Genomic DNA, 18,199 nt, shown 5'->3' with positions numbered 1-18,199 from the left:
TCATGCGCCACGTTCGTCCGCTTCCGTTCGCCCGCCGCGTCGTCGCGCTCGGCATCGCCGCCGCGTTGGCTGCGTTGTCCGCGTGCTCGACATTGCCGCCCTATTCGCCGCCCACCGTCGCGGTGCCGGCGCACTATGCGGGCATACCGGCTTCGGGCGTAACGGCTTCGGGCGTACCGGCTTCGGGCGTACCGGCTGCGGGCGTACCGGCTGCGGGCGTACCGGCTGCGGGCGTACCGGCTTCGGGCATACCGGCTTCCGGCGCCCCCGCTGCCCGGCCGGGCTGGAACGTCGCTGCACCGGCCGATGCCGCACCGCGCGGCGCATGGTGGACCGTCTTCGACGACGCCGACCTGAACGCGCTCGAAGCGCGTGTCGACATCTCGAACCAGACCGTGAAGAAAGCCGTCGCCGATCTCCAGCAGGCGCGCGCGATGGTCGACTACCAGCACGCAGGGTTCATGCCGACCGTCACGGCCGGCGTTGCGCAGAGCCGCGCGCGCCTGTCGCAGAACAGGCTCGGCTCGTCGCTCGCCGGCAAGACGACCCCGGACTACCAGGCCGGCGTGGCCGCGAGCTGGGAACCCGACCTGTTCGGCCGCGTGCGCGACGCGGTGACCGGCGCGCAGGCGAACGCCGACGCAAGCGCGGCCGACCTGCAGGCCGTGAAGCTGTCGGTCACGGCCACGCTCGCGACCGACTATTTCGCGCTGCGCTCGCTCGATACGCAGAAGCAGTTGCTCGACGATACGGTGCGTGCGTATGCGGACGCGCTGAAGCTGCTGAAACAGCAGCTCGCGGCCGGCGCGATCGACGCGTCGGCCGTCGCGCAGGCCACGACGCAACTGGAAGCGACGCGCACGCAGGACACCGACATCGATGCGTCGCGTGCGCAGCTCCAGCATGCGATCGCGACGCTCGTCGGCGAAAGCGCATCGACGTTCGCGCTGCCGCCGCGCGTGCAAGCGTTCGACGTGCCCACGATCCCGGCCGGCGTGCCGTCGCAACTGCTTGAACGGCGGCCCGACATCGCCGCGGCCGAGCGCCGCGTCGCGGCCGCGAACGCGCAGATCGGCGAGGCACGCGCCGCGTTCTTTCCCGATCTCGTGCTGTCGGCGAGCGCCGGGCTCGAAAGCGGCTTCTTCGCGCCGTGGCTCACCGCGCCGAGCCTGTTCTGGTCGCTCGGCTCGCAGCTCGCCGGCACGCTGTTCGACGGCGGCCGCCGCAGCGCGTCGCTGCGCGGCGCGCATGCGCAATACGACGGCGTGGTCGCCGACTATCGGCAGACGGTGCTCGTCGCGTTCCAGCAGGTCGAGGATCAGCTTTCCGCGCTCGATGCGCTCGCGTCGGAGGCCGGCAGCCAGCAGCGCGCGACCGATGCGGCCGGCCTGTCGCTGCGGCTGACCACCAACCGCTTCAACGCCGGCGCGGTCAGCTACCTCGATGTCGTGACCGCGCAGACGATCGCGCTGACCAACCGGCGCCTGGCCGACCAGATCGCCGCGCGCCGGATGGAAGCCGCGGTCGGGTTGCTGACGGCGCTGGGCGGCGGCTGGTACACGGGGGCGAATGCGGGTGCGGATGCAACCGCCGCCGGCCACCCGGCCGCTACGCCGTCGGCGTCTTGATGAACGTCAGGATGAAGCGCGTCCCGTCCGCGTCGCTTTCGGCGCGTGCGGTGCCGCCGTGCAGTTCCATCACCGAACGCACGATCGCGAGGCCGAGCCCGGCCGTACCGCCCGGCACGCCGCCGCTGCGCGCCGGGTCGCCGCGCACGAAGCGGTCGAAGATGCGCGGCAGCAGCGCGGGATCGATCGGTTCGCCCGGGTTCGACACGACCACGTACACCGCGTCCGCCGTTTCGTCGACCCGCAGCAAGATCACGCCGCCCGCCGGCGTATAGCGCAGCGCGTTCGCGAGCAGGTTGCTGACCGCGCGGCGGAACAGTTCGAGATCGGCGGTCAGCCGGCCGCGCCCGTCGACGCGCAGCGTCGAACCGGCTTCGTCGGCGAGCCCTTCGAAATAGCCGGCGATGCGCTCCAGTTCGTCGTGCACGTCGAACGCGCGTTGTCGCGTGACGAAGCCGGGATGCTCGGCACGCGCGAGAAACAGCACGTTCTCGATCATCCGCGCGAGACGGTCGTATTCCTCGAGGTTCGATTCGAGCAGCGCCTGGTATTCGTCGACGGAACGCGGCCGCGCCAATGCCACCTCGGTCGCGCCGCGCATGTTGTTCAGCGGCGTGCGCAGGTCGTGCGCGAGATCCGCGCTGAATTGCGACAGGTGCCCGAACGCCTGCTGCAGGCGGCCGAGCATCGCGTTCTGCGCGTCGACCAGCGCCGTCAGCTCGCGCGGCGCGCGCGATGCATCGAGCCGCGTATCGAGCTTGTCGACGGTGATGCGGCCCGTGTTCGCGACGATCTCGCGCAGCGGCGCGAGCGTCTTGCGGATCAGCCAGTAGCTGAGCAGCATCGCGAACAGCGCGCCCAGGCCGCCGGCGATCTTCAGCTTGTCGCGGTAGCCGTCGAGCAGTTCGGCGCGATCGCTCATGTTGCGCGCGATCGCGATCCGGATCTTCGTGTGGTCGCGCAACTCCGCATCGGCGACGACGCCGCGCACCGGCGTTGCGCCGTCGGCAGTCCACGTCGCGATCCGGTCGGCGGTAATCCGCTCGTTCGCGGGCACCGGTGTCGCGTGCGGCGGAAACAGTTCGGCATCGGGTAGCGCCGGCGGCGCGGGCGACGATGCACCCGCGGCCGTCTCCGGCAGATACTCGAACTCGGTCCGCTCGACGTTGTGGCGCGCGAGCACGTTGCCCTGCCCGTCGACGACGGCCAGCGACAGCGCCGCGTTGCCGAGCACCTGGCTCGTCAGACGGTCCGCATGCGTGCGTACCGCGTCGACCGAATCGAGTTCGCCCGCCAGCCGGCGCGTATGCCGCGCGGCGAGCACGATATCGAGATCGTCCTGCGCGCTCACCTGCCGCTGGAGGCCCGTGTACACATACGCGCCGACCAGCGCGAAGACGGCGAGCGTGGTCGCGCCGAACGCGAGCGCGAGCGTCGCGCCGAGCGAGCGGCCGAGCGTCATGCGGCGTCCTTCGGTTCGAGCACGTAACCGACGCCGCGCACCGTATGAATCAGCTTGACCGCGAAATCGTCGTCGATCTTCGCGCGCAGCCGGCGAATCGCGACTTCGACGACGTTGGTATCGCTGTCGAAATTCATGTCCCACACGTACGACGCGATCTGCGTGCGGCTCAGCACCTCGCCTTGCCGGCGCGCGAGCAGTTGCAGCAGCGAGAATTCGCGCGGCGTCAGGTCGATCCGCACCGTGCCGCGCTTCACCCGGCGGCGCACGACGTCGATCTCCAGGTCGCCCACCGAAATGCGCTCCGTCTCGCGCGGCGGCCCGCGGCGCGCGAGCGTGCGGATCCGCGCGAGCAGTTCGACGAACGCGAACGGCTTCACGAGGTAGTCGTCGGCGCCGAGTTCGAGCCCGTGCACGCGGTCCTGCACGTCGTCGCGCGCGGTCAGGAACAGCACGGGCGTCGCGTGCGTGTCGCGCAGCCGCTTGAGCACGCTCCAGCCGTCGAGCACGGGCAGCATCACGTCGAGCACGATCACGTCGTAGCGCTCTTCCTGCGCGAGCGTCAGCCCCTCGCCGCCGTCCTTCGCGAGATCGACGCTGAAGCCGGATTCCTCGAGCCCCTTCTTCAGGTACGCGCCGGTCTTCGGTTCGTCTTCGACAATCAGGATCCGCATGATCGGTTCCATCGCATTCGGTGGTGATATGCGCCGATGTTACCGGGAAACGGTGCAGGCGCACCGCGTCGCGCCCGCGCGACACGGCCTGATTACGAAACTGTAATCGGCGGGTCAGTGTGGCGACTGCCGCGGCGACCAGAATTCGAAGCGTGGGCCCATCCCCACTCGCCCGTTCGTTCATCCGCCCAGGAGCCATCATGAAACTCATCGCCGCTTTCGTCGTTGCCACGCTGAGCCTGCCGTTCGGCACGCAGGCCTTCGCCCAGTCCACCCAGGCGCCGATCACGCGCGCCGAAGTGCGCCAGCAACTGATCGATGCCGAAGCCGACGGCATGCTGCCGTCGAACCGCAACGACTATCCGCCGTCGGCCTCGCAAATCGCGCGCAATCGCCAGCTCTATGCGATCCAGCATCACGACGCGATGCCGACCGCGACGGCATCGACCGGCAATTGATCCCGGCATGTTTCCAACCACGCGCCGACGGCCGGATGTCGTGCCGGCCGGCGCTGCCCGTCGCGTACGCGCCGACCGCACCGGCCGTCGTGGCCGCGCCCGTGATGGTGCCGACGGTCGGCATCCCGCTCGGCCGGCACGGCGGCCGCTACCGGGATGGCCGCCGCTGGCGGAAGCGGCAGGAATGGGTCGCGCATCACCGCCGGCAGGCAGGTAAAAACACGCGGCCGCACGCGGCCCTCCCGTCGATCTGCAAGCCGGATCCGGCCGTCGCGGCGAAGGCCGGCTTCACCGGGAAGGTGAGCGAACGCTCGTCGACAAACTCCGGGATCATTGCGGCCCCAACACTCGTACGCTCGCACGTACTGCGCGGCCGATGCTGACATAGAATAGAAAATCCTCCGTTGACGATGAGTCGATGGCAAAAGAAGGAGTGCCAACATGAGACGCCTTTATTTCCTCGTCCCCGATACGCAGATGGCGAAAGCGATCGTCGATGACTTGCTGCGCGCGCGCATCATCTGGCGCCATATCCACGTCCTCGCCGATCACAGTGTCACGCTCGATCAGTTACCCGAAGCGTCTTTGCTGCAAAGCAGCGATGTCGTGCACGCGCTCGAGCGCGGCGTCGCGTTCGGCGGCGCGACGGGCGCGTTGATCGGCCTCGTCGCGCTCGTGTTCCCCCCTGCGGAGCTCGTGATCGCGGGCGGCGCAGTCGTCGCATTGACGCTGGCGGGAGCGGGCTTCGGGGCGTGGACGGCCGCGATGATCGGCATCGCCGAGCCGAACGCGCGACTCCAGCGATTTCGTGACGCGATACGCGAAGGCCAGATCCTGATCATGGCCGACGTGCCGGCATTGCGAGAGCAGGAAATCGAGGAGATGGTCGCCCAGCATTTTCCGAAGGCGGATCTGGAGGGCGCCGAGCCTACGACGCCGATCTTCCCCTGAAACTCGAAAACCGGAATACGCGACACCCGAGGCTGGCTCGGCATCGAGCGTGCCGGCTTCAGGCCAGTGCGAAATTGGCATACGAATCGGCATACGAATCGGCATACGTCCACGCAGGAGAATTGCCGCGGTACGTCCGCTGCCGCGGCACGCCGGTACAACGGCGATGCCGTGACATCCCGCGCCCTTTTGCGGCGCACCCGGCCAGACGCCCGCAACCGCGCGGCGCCACACCCTCCGTTCCATGTCGCACCGGCGCCCGCCGGCGCGCTCGCCGGAACGCATCGCAGAACGCCATGGAGCCATGCCACGCGCAGGGTTTTTGCACCTTGCATTGGCACCCATATCTGCCATTCTGAATCGCAGAAGGGACGTACTTGTGACGCACGTGGCGCCCTCCTACCCTGAATGCCGAAGCTGAACTGTCCGCGAGGAGGTCGTATGGAACTGAACATTCAATCACACCATTGGCAACGGCGTACGCCCGACTGGGTCGCCGCTGCCGTGGCCGGTCTTGCGGGCGGCGCGCTGGTGATCGTGCTCGAATTCTTCTGGTCGACCATGGTGCTCGATGAAAGCCCGTGGCAACCGACCCACAAGATCGCGGCGATGGTGTTGGGCCGCAGTGCGCTCGAACAGATGTCGGTCTTCAGCGTCGGCATCGTGGGGACGGCACTGGTACTGCACTACGTGCTCGGCGCCATCATGGGGATGATTCTCGCCGTGATCATTGCACCGTTCCGCTTCGACTCGAGTGTCGGCATGGAGGCTGCCATCGGGCTGGCCTTCGGGATCGTCATGTACGTGTGGAACTTCTATGTGATGACAGCCGTGTTCCCATGGTTCGTCTCGGAGCGGGGTTCCGGACCTTTGTTGGCAAACCTGCTGTTCGGTGTGGTCACCGCCGTCGCCTACGGCATGCTTGAACGGCGCAAGCATGGCAAGCAGGACGCGATGAACTGACGCGCGGTTTTTTTACGCCGCTCCGACAGGGTCTGTTCACGTGTGCGACGTACGCACGTCGCACACGTGAACAGACCCGGAACACCCGGTGCCCTTGCGAAACGGCGGCCTCGACAACGCATGCTGGAGGCAGTCGTTCTGCATTGCATCGCAACAAGTGACTCCTCCATTCGCGCGATGCGTCCACGGGGCGCGCGTCCCCGTTGCGCTGCCTTGCACGATGCAGAGGAGAGGACTACCTTTTCCTTAGAACCGCTTACGACGACTGGCGAATCGGTCCTGGCAGACTGCCGGCAAAAACAATAAGAAATACGGCAGCGCGGCACCACGACGCCAGGAACGCATGTTGGCGGCTCCGACGAGTGACACGCAGCGAGGCGGCTAATGGCGCTTGCGATTGCCCTGACCCTGATCATCATATTGGCGGTGGGGTTTCACTTTGCCAGTCCCTGGTGGATCACGCCGATCGCGTCGAACTGGGTGCGCATGGACGACATGCTGACGATCACGCTCGTCATTACCGGCGCACTCTTCATCGCAATCAACCTGTTCATCGTGATCGCACTGCTGCGCTACCGCCACCGCAGCGGACATCGTGCTGCTTACGAGCCGCACAACAAACGGCTGGAGTGGTGGCTGATCGGCCTGACCTCGGTGGGCGTGGCCGCGTTGCTGGCGCCGGGGCTATTCGTCTACGCGGACTACGTCCGGCCGCCGCGCAACGTGCTGCAGATGGAGGTGCTCGGCCAGCAATGGCAATGGCGTTTCCGCTTTGCCGGCCCCGGCGGCAAGCTGGGCACGACGGACGTGCGCTACATCAGCAACGACAACCCCTTTGGCCTGAACCCCGGCGACCCCAACGGCCGTGACAACTACCTGATCGAGACGCCCGAGGTACACCTGCCGCTCAACCAGCCGATCCAGGTCCTCGCACGGTCGCGCGACGTGCTGCACGACTTCTACGTCCCGCCGTTCCGTGCGCGCATGAACATGGTGCCCGGCATGGTGACCACCTTCTGGTTCACGCCGACCAAGGCAGGACGGTACGACATCCTGTGCGCCCAGCTTTGCGGTATCGGGCACTCCGACATGCGCGGCGTGGTGGTGGTGGAAGACCAGGCATCGTTCTCGCGCTGGCTGGCGCAGCAGAGCACGTTCGCGCAGCGACAGCAGGCCAAGGTGCAGGCGGCCGCAGCCGCGACCGGCGGCAGCGCCCAGGCGCTTGCCGACCAGGGCAAGACGCTCGCGGCGGCCAAGGGCTGCATCGCCTGCCATACCGTGGACGGCAGTCCGCGCGTGGGCCCCACCTGGAAAGGCCTGTACGGCAAGACCGAAACGATGGCCGACGGCAGCACCGCGAAGGTGGACGAAGCCTATCTGCGCGCATTCATCCGCGACCCGAAGGCACGCGTCGTGAAGGGCTTCTCGCCCATCATGCCGACCTTCGACCTGAGCGAGCAGGAACTGGGTGCGCTGGTGACCTACATCAAGTCGCTGGGCGGTCCGGCCGCCAGCAGCGCAACGAATCCCTAGCGAATCCCCGGCGGAGCACACGCAATGCCCTACACGCACACAGACCACGCCCCGCAGAGCTTCTGGACCCGCTATGTCTGGAGCCAGGACCACAAGGTCATCGCCGTGCAGTATTCGCTGACGGCCATCGCCATCGGCCTGGTCGGCCTCGTCTTGTCTGACCTGATGCGGTTGCAGCTCGGCTTTCCGGGCAAGTTCAGTTTCATCGACGCCAACCACTACTATCAGTTCGTCACGATGCACGGGATGATCATGGTGATCTACCTGCTGACGGCGCTGTTCCTGGGCGGCTTCGGCAACTACCTGATCCCGCTGATGCTGGGCGCGCGCGACATGGTGTTCCCGTTCCTCAACATGCTGAGCTACTGGGTCTACCTGCTGGCCGTGCTGGTGCTGACCGCGAGCTTCTTCGTGCCGGGCGGACCGACCGGCGCGGGCTGGACGCTGTATCCGCCGCAGGCCATCCTGCCGGGTACGCCGGGCGTGGAATGGGGCATCGTGCTGATGCTCGTGTCGCTCGCGATCTTCATCGTCGCGGCAACGATGGGCGGCCTGAATTACGTCACCACCACGCTGCAGGCGCGCACCCGCGGCATGACGCTCATGCGCATGCCGCTTACGGTGTGGGGCATCTTCATCGCGACCATCCTGGCGCTGCTGGCATTTCCGGCGCTGTTCGTGTCGGCGGTGATGATGCTGCTCGACAGGACGCTCGGCACCAGTTTCTTCATACCGGCCGTGGTGTCGATGGGGCAGACGCTCAAGCATGCCGGCGGCAGCCCGCTGCTGTTCCAGCACCTGTTCTGGTTCTTCGGGCATCCGGAGGTCTACATCGTCGCGCTGCCGGCCTTCGGCATCGTGTCGGACCTCATCAGCACGCACGCGCGCAAGAACATCTTCGGCTACCGGATGATGGTGTGGGCCATCATCATCATCGGTGTGCTGAGCTTCGTGGTCTGGGCGCACCACATGTTCATCGCCGGCATGAACCCGTACTTCGGCTTCTTCTTTGCCACCACCACGCTCATCATCGCCGTCCCGACCGCCCTCAAGGTCTACAACTGGGTGCTGACGCTGTGGCGCGGCGATATCCACCTGACCGTGCCGATGCTGTTTGCCATCGGCTTCATCAGTACCTTCGTGCTGGGTGGGCTGACCGGGCTCTACCTCGGCAACGTGAGCGTGGACATTCCGCTGTCGAACACGTATTTCGTGGTCGCGCACTTCCATATGGTGATGGCCGTGTCGCCGATCCTCGTCGTTTTTGGCGGCATCTACCACTGGTATCCGAAGGTGACGGGCCGCATGCTCGACGATACGCTCGGGCGCGCGCACTTCTGGATCACCTTCGTCGGCACCTATGCGATCTACTTCCCGATGCACTATCTCGGCATCCTGGGCATGCCGCGGCGGTATTACGCGTACGAGGGCTACAGCTTCATTCCCCATTCGGCGCAGACGCTCAACACGTTCATCACCGTCGTTGCGCTGTTCGTCGGGGTCGCGCAGTTGCTGTTCCTGTACAACCTCGCGTGGAGCCTCGTGCGCGGCAAGCGCGCCGACGGCAACCCGTGGCGGGCTACCACGCTCGAATGGCAGACGCCGCAAACGCCGCCCGTGCACGGCAACTGGGGCGCCGCGCCGCCCGTCGTCTACCGCTGGGCATACGAATACAGCCCGCCGGGGCACGACGAAGACTTCATCCCGCAGAACCAGCCGCCCGACACGGCGCCTGAAACGGCCCACCCGACGCTTCAACCCGGCGAGGCACGCGAATGACCACCCTGCCACGCCCGTTCGGTCCCGGTGCGCCACCGGTGGTGCCGAATCCGAACCGCATCGGCCTGATCGTCTTCATGGCGGTGGCGACGACCTTGTTTTCGCTGCTGCTGCTCGCGTATGGCATGCGCATGCGCGAGCCCGACTGGCAGCCGATCCCGCATCCGGCGCTGCTGTGGTGGAACACCGGCGCGCTGGTGCTGGCCAGCCTTGCGATGCAGCGCGCGCGGCAGATGACCTTGCACCGTGCGGCGTGGCTGGTGTCCGGCGGCGTGCTGGCGGCCGTGTTCGTGATCGGGCAACTGACCGCCTGGCGCATGCTGTCGGCGGCCGGGCAGACCGTCGCCGTCAATCCTTCCAACAGCTTCCTCTACCTGCTCACCGGCCTGCACGGATTGCATGTGCTGGGCGGGCTGGTGGCCTGGGCCCTGACGATCGCGCTTCTGCGGCGCGCGGATCCGTTCCGGGCCCAGCGCGCCATCGCGCTGTGCGCGATCTACTGGCATTTCCTGCTGGCTGTCTGGCTCGTGCTGCTGGCGGCGATGTGGTGGATCACCCCTGCGATCGTCGCCGCCATCTGCGGGCCGCTGTATGGAGCCGCGCCATGACCTCGCCCACGCTCCCCACCGAATCCGCTGCCCCCCCGCCCGCCGACGCCGGGCCCGACGGCTGGCGCGGCATCGTCACCGACTGGTCGGCCGACCGCGAAGCCTTCAAGGTGCCGTGGGGCAAGGCGATGATGTGGATCTTCCTGCTGTCGGACACCTTCGTCTTCAGCAGCTTCCTGATCGGCTACATGACGGTGCGCATGTCGACCACGGCGCCGTGGCCCGATCCGTCCAAGGTGTTCGGGCTCACGGTGGGCGGCGTGGACGTGCCGTTGCTGCTGATCGCCATCATGACGTTCACGCTGATCACCAGCAGCGGCACCATGGCGATGGCCGTCAACTTCGGCTACCGGCGCAACGCCACGCGCGCCGCCGCGCTGTTGCTGGCGACCGCGCTGCTGGGCGCGACCTTCGTGTCGATGCAGGCCTTCGAATGGACCAAGCTGATCGTCCATGAAGGTATCCGCCCGTGGGGCAACCCGCTCGGCGCGGCGCAGTTTGGCGCGTGCTTCTTCATGATCACCGGGTTCCACGGGTTTCACGTGACCTGCGGCGTGATCTACCTGCTGCTGATCGCACGCAAGATCCTGCGGCCGGGCTTCACCGAGCACGGCAACTTCCAGATCGTCGAGATTGCCGGCTTGTACTGGCACTTCGTCGACCTGGTGTGGGTGTTCATCTTCGCGCTGTTCTATTTGTGGTGAGGCACGCCATGGACCACACCGATTCCGCCGATCGACCCGACGCCGCGCACGGCCAGCAGCATCCGATCGGCCTTTATCTGAAGATATGGGGCCTGCTGTTCGTCCTCAGCACGTTGTCGTACATGGTGGATTATTTCCACGTGCAGGGCCTGCTGCGCTGGGTGCTGATCGTGGTGCTCATGATCGCCAAGGCCGGGCTGATCGTGTCGATTTTCATGCACATGATGTGGGAGCGGCTGGCGCTGGTGTACGCGATCCTGATACCGCCGCTGTGCCTGCTGGTGCTGATGGTGCTGATGGCTGCCGAAGCGCATCACACGTTCGGCATGCGGGAACTCTTCTTCCACTGATTCCTTCGCCGCCCGTTCCGCACGCGACAAACGATACGCACATGCAGGAGGACACGATGAAATTTTCACGCCGACGTTTTATTGCAGCCACCACCGTTCTGGCGTCCGCGCTGGCATTCGGACGCCGCGCGGCGGCCGCAGATGCCGGTGCCGTGCAGGAATCCGATGCAAACGCCCAGGCGCTCGGCTACAAGGCGGATGCAAGCCGGGTCGACCATGCGAAGTTCCCGCAATTTCAGGCGGGCCAGGCGTGTGCGAACTGCCAGTTCTTCCAGGGCAAGACCGGCGTCGCGATGGCGCCGTGCACCATTTTCAGCGGCAAGCAGGTCAATGCAAAAGGCTGGTGCAGCGCCTATATGAAGAAGGCGTAGCAGGGACGGCGCGGCCGATTTACGCGCGATCCAGCCTTTCAGCAGAGGATTCCGGACGCAGCCAGCCGGACACCCTGTCGCACGGAGCAAGCAAAATTGCTGGGACCCTCCGTCACCGGGTGCCCAGCAACGAACTCCGCGTCAGCGGTCGGTGAGGTTGACGGCCACGATTTCGTATCCGGGGTCGGCGTTCTCGTTCGCCGCTTTTTTCGCTTCCTCATACGATAGAAAAGACATGGCGTCGTCAATCACCGGTGCCATGCCGATGTCGCCATCCTCACCGGTGCAGAGGAACTGCTCACCGGTCTTCACGACATAGATCGTCGTCATGTCTCCCTCCATGGTTTGCATGGGGAACTTCCAGTCTAGCCTCCACGATTCCCGATGCAACCCCGGCAGTCGAATTGATCTGCCGTCATGCGTGCGACGAACGTCGGGAAACTGCCGGGGAGACCGTATTGGCAAATCCGGCGCTCGACGATTCGTCATCCTCCGTGATCGCAGTCGCGCCAAAGGTCGTCCGGAGCGGGCGAAAGGACCCGCTCGGCGATAAACGCCTGACGACCCGGAGCGGACTCTCGACTTTCCACAAAACAGACACTCAATCTCTTGATGTTCGCGACTGTTTCTCTATCACCGGCTTTTTCTCAGCTTGGTAGCCCGTGATTTTTGTACATCCAGCGATGTGCGTGCCGCAAACACGCTGACCGTCAATCAGAAGACGCCGGCGCCTCATTCCCCTGCGCAGCACCGCATTGATGGCAATGCGGGAAGAAGAAGAAATTCCGGCCGCCGCATCCGCATACATTGAAGAGCCTCAATCCGCAATGCACGCAGAACGTGGAGTTGTCACCGCCGAGATTCCATTGTTTGTCGCATGACGGGCAGCGCTTTTTTTCGAGTGAACGAACGGCCTTTTCGTATCCGATCGTGCGTGCGCGCTCTCCCTGGTCCTGCTGCAATTCGAGCCGCTTGCGTTCGGCATAACGCTGAAAGGCCTTCATCATGTAGAGGCCGGCGAATACCGTGAGCGCAATGCCGACCAGGACCCGGACATAGCCGCCGAAATTCGGCAAGTACGGGACCAGCTCGATGAAGAACGCGCTCAGTGCAAACAGGCCAAACCCATACACGAAAGGCCAGTAGCGTGCCTTGCGGTAGCGTATGAACAGCCAGATCGCAACCAGCAGTATCGGTAACGTCAGCGCAAGCCGCAGTCCGAACACCTGCAACTCGTAATGCCGGGCCGCCGCTTCGAAGCGCTTTTCGGCTGCTGCGTCCGCGTCGGCGATTTGCGTATCCAATTGAGCCTGCCGCGATGCCAGTGCCCGCTGCTGGTCACCGATCGCATCGATCTGATGCTGCCAGTTGATCACCACTGCCTGGAGCGTATCGAGCTTGTGGTTTCTCGCCAGAATGTCCGGGTCCCTCGCACTGTCTCCCGTCACCGAGCGGGTTGCCAGCCAGTTGCGGAAACTTTCTTTCTCGGCCGCGTACTCCTTCGCGGCGCGTCCGCGCGCCACCTCCATCGTGTCGGCCTTCTCGACGAGCCTGTCGTGCTGGGCCTGCAGATCGCGCCGCGCTGCGTCCAGTCGCGCTTTCGTCGGAGCATCGGCGAATTGCTCGATGACGGGCGGCCCGCCGCTCGGCGCAAACGCCATGTCGCGAATCACGAGACTGCCGAGCATGTTCAGAAAGACGGCGAAGACGATCGCAATCACCCATGAGGCGAGTCGCAGGAGCCGCGCCGGACTGGTCAGGCCATCGCTGGAAGTCATCATTGTTTTGCCTTTGTTGGAATGGTTATGACCGCGTTCGAGTCAGCCCTTTTTCGGTTGCGTCAGTATTGCCACTACGTTTCGCACCGGGACGGACGACACGCGTATTGGCAGAGCATCGCAAGCCTCGGCAATTGGAGGATAGCGCAAGTTCAAATACCCACCGCCAACCCGGCGCTACCTTTGAACTCCTTCCAAACCGGCGCGGTAACCGGGCGCCGATGTTTCAGACCGCCGCGATCTGCGTCGCGACAAACGCGCGGATCCGACGGGCGCCTTCTTCCTGACTGCAAGTGGACGTGTCGACACGCATCGAAACGCGGATGAGATCCCTGGCTGGTTCAACGTGACTTTCTGTTGCCATGTCGTCACACACCAGCCCCTTGATGACATCGCGTTAACCAACCGCCGGCTCGGCCCCTTCGTCATCGGTCCACGCAATTTCCTGACGCTGCGCTGCAGACAAGTCCAGCGTTGTCCCTTGAGTCCGCGTCATGACGACGCCGGTCATGACGGCCTGACTGAAATCGCATCGTACGAATGTGGATCCGCGCAAGTCGGCGTGCGAAAGGTCGGCTCCGGTAAATCTGACTCTTTCGAAAAGGCTGGCGCGCAGGTCGCTGCGCGCCAGCACGGCTTCTGCAAAGTCGACATCAATGAAATCGTTCCAGCACAGGTTGGATTCGGTCAGATCGGTGTTGCAAAAGCGAACGTCATTGATTTCGGAACGCCCAAAGAACGTCCGCGGCAAAGTGAGGTTCGAGATGTTTTCGCCGTCACCGAGGAAGGTGCGGAAGAAGCTGACGCCAAGTCGTTCGTCGTCGGCCTGCGGCAAACGATCGGGCATGGGTGGGACGCTGCCAGGCTCCAGGTGCCGTTCTTGCAGACGGCGGCAGGATTCTTCGTAGCTCAGTCTGATCACGATTCGGAATGGTTGATGCCGTCACGGACTGGAATCGGCCAATCTGGCCTCTTGCCGCAATATGGTTTGCAAGCGTGTGCGGTTTTGTCAACAAATGTCGTCGACGTTTGTCGCCGTCGTCCGTCGCGTCGGTTGTCGACGATTAAAGCACCGACTCGATCAACCACTCGCGTGCGATTGCCGTGCATGGCGCCGGCCGCTCCAGGGTTGGGCAATGACCGCATCCGTCTATCGATTCAAAACGCGCGTGTGGCATCAGGCCGGCGATGCGGCGGCCAACGTCGACAGGTACGAAGCGATCCGCGGCGCCCCAGATGAGCAACGTGGGGACCTTGCTTGATGCAAGTGTCGACCAATGATCCGAACGTGTCAGCGTCGCGTCCGATTGCCGGGCAAACAGATCCGCACCGGCTTCGCGAGCCATTTGTATGAACGCGGCCCGTGACGTGCCGTCGCATGCGGGAATTGCGTTCTCGGCAAACTCCGCAATGACGCGCTCGTGCTCTCCCGCGCGAATTCTCCGGCTGGTCGCTCGAACGCCATCCGGATCCGGATGAGCGCCCGGCTGACAGTTCATCAGCCAGAGTCCGCGGACGCGGTCTGGTGCTCTCGCGAGCACTTCCATCGCGAAGCACCCGCCGTATGCCGTACCCGCCAGAATGAAGTCGCCGCTTGTCGATGTCAGGAGCGTCTCGGCACTCTCGGCGAATGTTGCACGCGCCAGTATCCGCACAGTCGGTAACGCAAGGTCCTCGAGCGCGTCGATCTGATCGGCATACATGCGGCCATCGCACGGCATTGCCGGGAGAAATATGAGCGGTAGCGACATCAGAATGGTTCGGACTGGCAGTTGAATCGGGCCAACTGGCTGCACTCGCATCGCGGTGCAGCGGCAGCCCGATTGATCGTAATTTGGCCGAGGTCATCGGCTCGCCGCTTCTTGTCGAGTTCAGTCGAGGTGGTCGATAGGCGCCACGTGGCATGACCATAGCGTTTCGAACAGTTCCATCGTAGTCTCCCGTGCCTCGAACTCCTGATCCGCGTTGATCTCGACCAACGAGGGCACCGGCACTGTTCCCAGCTCCGTCCCCTGCGACGACCTCGTTTCGTCGGCAAATCCGACTCGGCCGTCACGAAAAAATTCGAGCTTGCGGACCTCATAACGATCACGGTCAAGCACCGAAACGAGACGGACCGGTTCTGTATCAACGGCGTGCTTCCACGCGACGTCGATGGCAATCATTTCCCTTCCCATTGCGAAGTGATCGAACGGCAGTTCTTGGCCGCCACTCGCCGGATGTGGCGGACGGCTGCCGACCCTCTCCGGTCATGCGCGGTTGCTATCGCTCGAGGGCCGCGTCCAAAGGTGCAACGGTCACTCGTGCTGTCACGTCGGCCACCCCGTAGGGCCATGGCAGCCGTGTGTCGGATATCAAAATAAGGGATACAAATCCGCTGACGAACACGCAAAGCTCCTGCGCAGTTGCGGCTTCGATCGCATCGCCTGCCGTTTGCCCCGAGTTCGCCGGAGTGAATGCTACTTCGAGGAGGAAAATGCTCCCGTAAGACCTAAACTAATATCCAATGCAGCCGGTTTGCCATACTGGCCGGCACCTTGGGCCAAGATTCAATTGACGCGGAGAGTACATCGGCTGCCACGGCCCTCGAGGGGAAATGTTCATGAAGACTCTGATAGTACTGGCATGCGTAATGCTGTCCGCGAACGCGTTTGCAGAATGTGCGACGAACGCCCGTGGCGAGACAGTCTGTGGCAACGGGCAGATGGCCGGCGGCTATAACCGGAACACGGGTAGGGCCTGGACGTCCCAGACGAACCAGAATGGTGTGCGGACGACCAAGACCAACCGGGGCGTCGAGGCGAAGACGATGAACGGCAAAGGCGTGGTTCACGGCCCGGGCGGAACCACCTGTTACCGGACCGCGAATAGGCATGGTTGCAACTGACAACCCTTCGACAACCACTGTTGCATTCGCCTCAATGGCCCTGTGAATACCTTAACGCCGACGGAGCGCCGATCAGCGTGGCGCTCCGATCGACTTCACACATCGGCGAAGCTGGCCATTAGCAGCCGACGGTCCGCTGTCAGCGGTAAACCTGACGCTCGAATGTCCCCAAGTGGGTTGAGATGAATGACCGGACCTGGCCGAACTCCCCCGGTTGCCGTTCAGGCCGTCCGCGACATGCTCAAGCCGCCCCTGAAGAGACAGTCGGTTTTCTACGTACCGGCCATTCGCAAACGAGACAAATCACTGATCAAACGTCGGCTCACTGCGACGGAGGCGTTGCCCTTATCTACCAGGCTAGGGCAAATAAGGCTTGATGTTCGACAGCGCGCGAGAAACATACGCTTCCTTCTCCCCGACTGGCGCAACGTAGTGCAGTGCGCTCTGCGCCGCTTCTTCACCTTCCATGCGTGCAATGATCCACGCAGCCAGATACTGCGAAGCAAAGCAGCCACCGGCGGTTGCGACGTTACCTTGAGCGAAGAATGGCTGATTGAGGACCTCGACGCCAGCCTCGATGACCCAAGGCTTGGTTGTAAGGTCCGTGCAGGCCGGCACGCCGTCGAGGAGACCCAGCTTCGCCAGGACCAGCGCGCCCGAACACTGTGCCCCGATAAGCTGCCGGGCCGGATCGAGCTTGATCTGCTCCATCAGTGCCGCGTCGTTGACGATCTCCCGGGTTTGAATGCCGCTCCCGATAATGACGGCATCCGCCGTGCTGGCATCCGCCAACGTCGACTGCGCCTGGACGGTCACGCCATTCATCGACGTAACGGAATGCTCGGGGCATGAGAGCGTTACCCGCCAGTCGGGCTTCTTGATTCGATTGAGGACGCCCAGTGCAATGAGGGAGTCGAGTTCGTTGAAGCCCTGGAAGGTCAGGATGGCGATGTGCATGGGGAGCCGTATCTGAAGTCTGTTGGAGCGTCGTACCAGATAGCCGTCAATCCGGAAGCATCGCGCGAACAACGCTTTCTGGCCGAACGTCGACAAATGGTATCGCGCTCCCCGGAATCCCGCTACGAGGCCATTCTTTCACTCCGCATCGCCGCCCTCTACCACCGCGTCGCCAAAAAACTCCGCGCCGTGCTCGTCAACCGCGACCACGGTCCCGGCCGCCGTTCGCCTCCTGCTCGGCCAACCAGCCCATCGCCGCCGTCATCATCGCGAGCTCACTCGCGAGCACCGCATCGCAGCCGAAACTGCCAGCCGCCGCGAGATCGACGATCCTGAGCGCCTGATCGACGCACATCTGCCCATAGGCTGCCATGGCGTCGGCACGCGCGCCCAGCGTCGCCTCGGCCAGCTTGCTGGCTCACGGCGCGAGCGCATCGACCGGCACACCGCCGTCGCGCACCATCAACTTGCCGATTTCCATCGCGGCGAGATGGGCATCCTCGTCGTCGGAGAACGACAGCGCCCGGCCACGCACCGCATGGTTCCGGTACGCTGCACGCATCGACGGCGTCAATCCGGTCCGGTTCGCGATCCACTACGACACCGACGCTGCCGCCGCCGACGTCGCGATTCACGGATTATCCGCAAGACACTTCACGCGACTCGGCGAACAACCCGCCCGCCACGCGCCTACGACGGCTCCGAATCGAGGAACACATAGAGCGCGGCGATCTTCCCGTCGCGCACGATGATCACGTCCACACCCGTGTATTCGGGCGCTTCGCCGCGTGGGCCCGAGCCCCATGCAATCCGACCGGCGTTATGGAGCGCCTGCGGCTTGCCGTGCGCGGTATAGGCGAAATGAGGATGCGTCGCGCGCAGATCCCCGGCGAACTTGTCGAGCGCGTCGTGTCCGACGAATGTGCCGGGCGGTACGTAGAGCACGCAGTCGTCGGTATACAGCGCTTCGATCGCCGCACGGCGGCGCACCGCGTCGCCCTCGCCGAAGACTTCCTGCAGATTGCGCTCGAGCAGTTCATGGATTCGCTCGCTCATCATCGTTCTCCTGAATAAATGCAATGAAGTGAATAGCCGG

The 18,199-nt window shown here is 64.4% G+C and carries 22 protein-coding genes; 11 read left to right on the top strand and 11 right to left on the bottom strand.

Translation table 11 applies throughout. The annotated features are described in order from the left end of the window. Positions 1 to 2: 2 nt before the first annotated feature. Positions 3 to 1,628, top strand: a complete 1,626-nt coding sequence (locus LXM88_RS01815) for an efflux transporter outer membrane subunit (protein WP_262531479.1) — start codon at positions 3 to 5, stop codon at positions 1,626 to 1,628. On the opposite strand, the gene LXM88_RS01810 is transcribed toward LXM88_RS01815, so the two are convergent. Both LXM88_RS01810 and LXM88_RS01805 read right to left on the bottom strand, forming a co-directional pair. Then, complete coding sequence (locus LXM88_RS01810; protein WP_262531478.1) at positions 1,609 to 3,090, bottom strand: heavy metal sensor histidine kinase; 1,482 nt, start codon at positions 3,088 to 3,090, stop codon at positions 1,609 to 1,611. The two genes, LXM88_RS01815 and LXM88_RS01810, sit on opposite strands and share 20 nt — an antisense overlap. Then, positions 3,087 to 3,764 carry a heavy metal response regulator transcription factor gene (locus tag LXM88_RS01805; protein ID WP_262531477.1) on the bottom strand — a complete coding sequence of 226 codons (678 nt, stop codon included), beginning with the start codon at positions 3,762 to 3,764 and terminating at the stop codon, positions 3,087 to 3,089. Before LXM88_RS01805 ends, LXM88_RS01810 begins: the two co-directional genes overlap by 4 nt. A 200-nt stretch (positions 3,765 to 3,964) precedes the next feature. Between LXM88_RS01805 and LXM88_RS01800 the strand changes: the two genes are divergently transcribed. The 10 genes from LXM88_RS01800 (at position 3,965) to LXM88_RS01755 (ending at position 11,481) form a co-directional block, all read left to right on the top strand. Beyond that, the gene (locus tag LXM88_RS01800) at positions 3,965 to 4,222 is read left to right on the top strand and encodes a DUF4148 domain-containing protein (protein WP_262531475.1); all 258 of its coding nucleotides are present in this window, start codon (positions 3,965 to 3,967) and stop codon (positions 4,220 to 4,222) included. A 35-nt stretch (positions 4,223 to 4,257) separates the two neighbouring features. After that, entirely contained in the window at positions 4,258 to 4,605 is a 348-nt protein-coding gene (locus LXM88_RS01795; RefSeq protein ID WP_262531473.1) for a DUF2502 domain-containing protein, read from the top strand. 58 nt (positions 4,606 to 4,663) lie between these two features. Beyond that, a complete protein-coding gene (locus tag LXM88_RS01790; protein WP_047904427.1) occupies positions 4,664 to 5,173 on the top strand; it encodes a hypothetical protein in 510 nt (169 codons plus the stop codon). 441 nt (positions 5,174 to 5,614) lie between these two features. Beyond that, a complete protein-coding gene (locus LXM88_RS01785) occupies positions 5,615 to 6,136 on the top strand; it encodes a hypothetical protein (RefSeq protein ID WP_262531471.1) in 522 nt (173 codons plus the stop codon). A 384-nt stretch (positions 6,137 to 6,520) separates the two neighbouring features. Continuing rightward, the gene (locus LXM88_RS01780; RefSeq protein ID WP_262531470.1) at positions 6,521 to 7,669 is read left to right on the top strand and encodes a cytochrome c oxidase subunit II; all 1,149 of its coding nucleotides are present in this window, start codon (positions 6,521 to 6,523) and stop codon (positions 7,667 to 7,669) included. Between the two features lie 24 nt (positions 7,670 to 7,693). Continuing rightward, a complete protein-coding gene (gene ctaD / locus LXM88_RS01775) occupies positions 7,694 to 9,448 on the top strand; it encodes a cytochrome c oxidase subunit I (RefSeq protein ID WP_262531468.1) in 1,755 nt (584 codons plus the stop codon). Continuing rightward, positions 9,445 to 10,056 carry a cytochrome c oxidase subunit 3 gene (locus LXM88_RS01770; protein WP_262531467.1) on the top strand — a complete coding sequence of 204 codons (612 nt, stop codon included), beginning with the start codon at positions 9,445 to 9,447 and terminating at the stop codon, positions 10,054 to 10,056. Before ctaD ends, LXM88_RS01770 begins: the two co-directional genes overlap by 4 nt. After that, positions 10,053 to 10,760 carry a heme-copper oxidase subunit III family protein gene (locus LXM88_RS01765; RefSeq protein ID WP_262531466.1) on the top strand — a complete coding sequence of 236 codons (708 nt, stop codon included), beginning with the start codon at positions 10,053 to 10,055 and terminating at the stop codon, positions 10,758 to 10,760. Before LXM88_RS01770 ends, LXM88_RS01765 begins: the two co-directional genes overlap by 4 nt. 8 nt (positions 10,761 to 10,768) lie before the next feature. Continuing rightward, entirely contained in the window at positions 10,769 to 11,110 is a 342-nt protein-coding gene (locus tag LXM88_RS01760) for a cytochrome C oxidase subunit IV family protein (RefSeq protein ID WP_262531464.1), read from the top strand. 56 nt (positions 11,111 to 11,166) lie between these two features. Next, positions 11,167 to 11,481, top strand: coding sequence for a high-potential iron-sulfur protein (locus LXM88_RS01755; protein WP_262531621.1), 315 nt, complete (start codon positions 11,167 to 11,169; stop codon positions 11,479 to 11,481). A gap of 141 nt (positions 11,482 to 11,622) precedes the next feature. On the opposite strand, the gene LXM88_RS01750 is transcribed toward LXM88_RS01755, so the two are convergent. From LXM88_RS01750 to LXM88_RS01710, 9 genes are all read right to left on the bottom strand, one after another. Next, positions 11,623 to 11,811 carry a hypothetical protein gene (locus LXM88_RS01750; RefSeq protein WP_096476444.1) on the bottom strand — a complete coding sequence of 63 codons (189 nt, stop codon included), beginning with the start codon at positions 11,809 to 11,811 and terminating at the stop codon, positions 11,623 to 11,625. A gap of 380 nt (positions 11,812 to 12,191) precedes the next feature. Then, on the bottom strand, positions 12,192 to 13,259 hold the full coding sequence (locus LXM88_RS01745) for a hypothetical protein (RefSeq protein WP_262531620.1): 1,068 nt from the start codon (positions 13,257 to 13,259) through the stop codon (positions 12,192 to 12,194). 397 nt (positions 13,260 to 13,656) lie between these two features. After that, the gene (locus LXM88_RS01740) at positions 13,657 to 14,181 is read right to left on the bottom strand and encodes a pentapeptide repeat-containing protein (RefSeq protein ID WP_262531462.1); all 525 of its coding nucleotides are present in this window, start codon (positions 14,179 to 14,181) and stop codon (positions 13,657 to 13,659) included. A 142-nt stretch (positions 14,182 to 14,323) separates the two neighbouring features. Continuing rightward, complete coding sequence (locus tag LXM88_RS01735; RefSeq protein ID WP_262531461.1) at positions 14,324 to 14,962, bottom strand: alpha/beta fold hydrolase; 639 nt, start codon at positions 14,960 to 14,962, stop codon at positions 14,324 to 14,326. Positions 14,963 to 15,130: 168 nt separating this feature from the next. Then, entirely contained in the window at positions 15,131 to 15,424 is a 294-nt protein-coding gene (locus LXM88_RS01730; protein WP_262531459.1) for a DUF6881 domain-containing protein, read from the bottom strand. A 1,079-nt stretch (positions 15,425 to 16,503) separates the two neighbouring features. Then, on the bottom strand, positions 16,504 to 17,103 hold the full coding sequence (locus LXM88_RS01725; RefSeq protein ID WP_262531458.1) for a DJ-1/PfpI family protein: 600 nt from the start codon (positions 17,101 to 17,103) through the stop codon (positions 16,504 to 16,506). Between the two features lie 196 nt (positions 17,104 to 17,299). Continuing rightward, positions 17,300 to 17,476: a hypothetical protein gene (locus tag LXM88_RS01720; protein ID WP_262531457.1), complete on the bottom strand. Its 177-nt coding sequence runs from the start codon at positions 17,474 to 17,476 to the stop codon at positions 17,300 to 17,302. A 45-nt stretch (positions 17,477 to 17,521) separates the two neighbouring features. Further along, positions 17,522 to 17,665 carry a hypothetical protein gene (locus LXM88_RS01715; protein ID WP_262531455.1) on the bottom strand — a complete coding sequence of 48 codons (144 nt, stop codon included), beginning with the start codon at positions 17,663 to 17,665 and terminating at the stop codon, positions 17,522 to 17,524. Between the two features lie 128 nt (positions 17,666 to 17,793). After that, positions 17,794 to 18,159, bottom strand: coding sequence for a nuclear transport factor 2 family protein (locus tag LXM88_RS01710; protein ID WP_262531454.1), 366 nt, complete (start codon positions 18,157 to 18,159; stop codon positions 17,794 to 17,796). Positions 18,160 to 18,199 lie beyond the last annotated feature (40 nt).

The sequence above is a fragment of the Burkholderia sp. S-53 genome, from assembly GCF_025560745.1.
GTDB lineage: Bacteria > Pseudomonadota > Gammaproteobacteria > Burkholderiales > Burkholderiaceae > Burkholderia > Burkholderia pyrrocinia.
Note: the sequence above shows the minus strand (reverse complement) of the source record. Positions and strands in the feature narration are given on the sequence as shown.

Excerpts from the sequence above, each read along its gene's own strand:
- LXM88_RS01815 (WP_262531479.1), top strand. The coding sequence starts at position 3 with ATGCGCCACGTTCGTCCGCTTCCGTTCGCCCGCCGCGTCGTCGCGCTC.
- LXM88_RS01810 (WP_262531478.1), bottom strand. The coding sequence starts at position 3,090 with ATGACGCTCGGCCGCTCGCTCGGCGCGACGCTCGCGCTCGCGTTCGGC.
- LXM88_RS01805 (WP_262531477.1), bottom strand. The coding sequence starts at position 3,764 with ATGCGGATCCTGATTGTCGAAGACGAACCGAAGACCGGCGCGTACCTG.
- LXM88_RS01800 (WP_262531475.1), top strand. The coding sequence starts at position 3,965 with ATGAAACTCATCGCCGCTTTCGTCGTTGCCACGCTGAGCCTGCCGTTC.
- LXM88_RS01795 (WP_262531473.1), top strand. The coding sequence starts at position 4,258 with ATGTCGTGCCGGCCGGCGCTGCCCGTCGCGTACGCGCCGACCGCACCG.
- LXM88_RS01790 (WP_047904427.1), top strand. The coding sequence starts at position 4,664 with ATGAGACGCCTTTATTTCCTCGTCCCCGATACGCAGATGGCGAAAGCG.
- LXM88_RS01785 (WP_262531471.1), top strand. The coding sequence starts at position 5,615 with ATGGAACTGAACATTCAATCACACCATTGGCAACGGCGTACGCCCGAC.
- LXM88_RS01780 (WP_262531470.1), top strand. The coding sequence starts at position 6,521 with ATGGCGCTTGCGATTGCCCTGACCCTGATCATCATATTGGCGGTGGGG.
- ctaD (WP_262531468.1), top strand. The coding sequence starts at position 7,694 with ATGCCCTACACGCACACAGACCACGCCCCGCAGAGCTTCTGGACCCGC.
- LXM88_RS01770 (WP_262531467.1), top strand. The coding sequence starts at position 9,445 with ATGACCACCCTGCCACGCCCGTTCGGTCCCGGTGCGCCACCGGTGGTG.
- LXM88_RS01765 (WP_262531466.1), top strand. The coding sequence starts at position 10,053 with ATGACCTCGCCCACGCTCCCCACCGAATCCGCTGCCCCCCCGCCCGCC.
- LXM88_RS01760 (WP_262531464.1), top strand. The coding sequence starts at position 10,769 with ATGGACCACACCGATTCCGCCGATCGACCCGACGCCGCGCACGGCCAG.
- LXM88_RS01755 (WP_262531621.1), top strand. The coding sequence starts at position 11,167 with ATGAAATTTTCACGCCGACGTTTTATTGCAGCCACCACCGTTCTGGCG.
- LXM88_RS01750 (WP_096476444.1), bottom strand. The coding sequence starts at position 11,811 with ATGACGACGATCTATGTCGTGAAGACCGGTGAGCAGTTCCTCTGCACC.
- LXM88_RS01745 (WP_262531620.1), bottom strand. The coding sequence starts at position 13,259 with ATGACTTCCAGCGATGGCCTGACCAGTCCGGCGCGGCTCCTGCGACTC.
- LXM88_RS01735 (WP_262531461.1), bottom strand. The coding sequence starts at position 14,962 with ATGTATGCCGATCAGATCGACGCGCTCGAGGACCTTGCGTTACCGACT.
- LXM88_RS01730 (WP_262531459.1), bottom strand. The coding sequence starts at position 15,424 with ATGATTGCCATCGACGTCGCGTGGAAGCACGCCGTTGATACAGAACCG.
- LXM88_RS01725 (WP_262531458.1), bottom strand. The coding sequence starts at position 17,103 with ATGCACATCGCCATCCTGACCTTCCAGGGCTTCAACGAACTCGACTCC.
- LXM88_RS01720 (WP_262531457.1), bottom strand. The coding sequence starts at position 17,476 with ATGGCAGCCTATGGGCAGATGTGCGTCGATCAGGCGCTCAGGATCGTC.
- LXM88_RS01715 (WP_262531455.1), bottom strand. The coding sequence starts at position 17,665 with ATGCGTGCAGCGTACCGGAACCATGCGGTGCGTGGCCGGGCGCTGTCG.
- LXM88_RS01710 (WP_262531454.1), bottom strand. The coding sequence starts at position 18,159 with ATGAGCGAGCGAATCCATGAACTGCTCGAGCGCAATCTGCAGGAAGTC.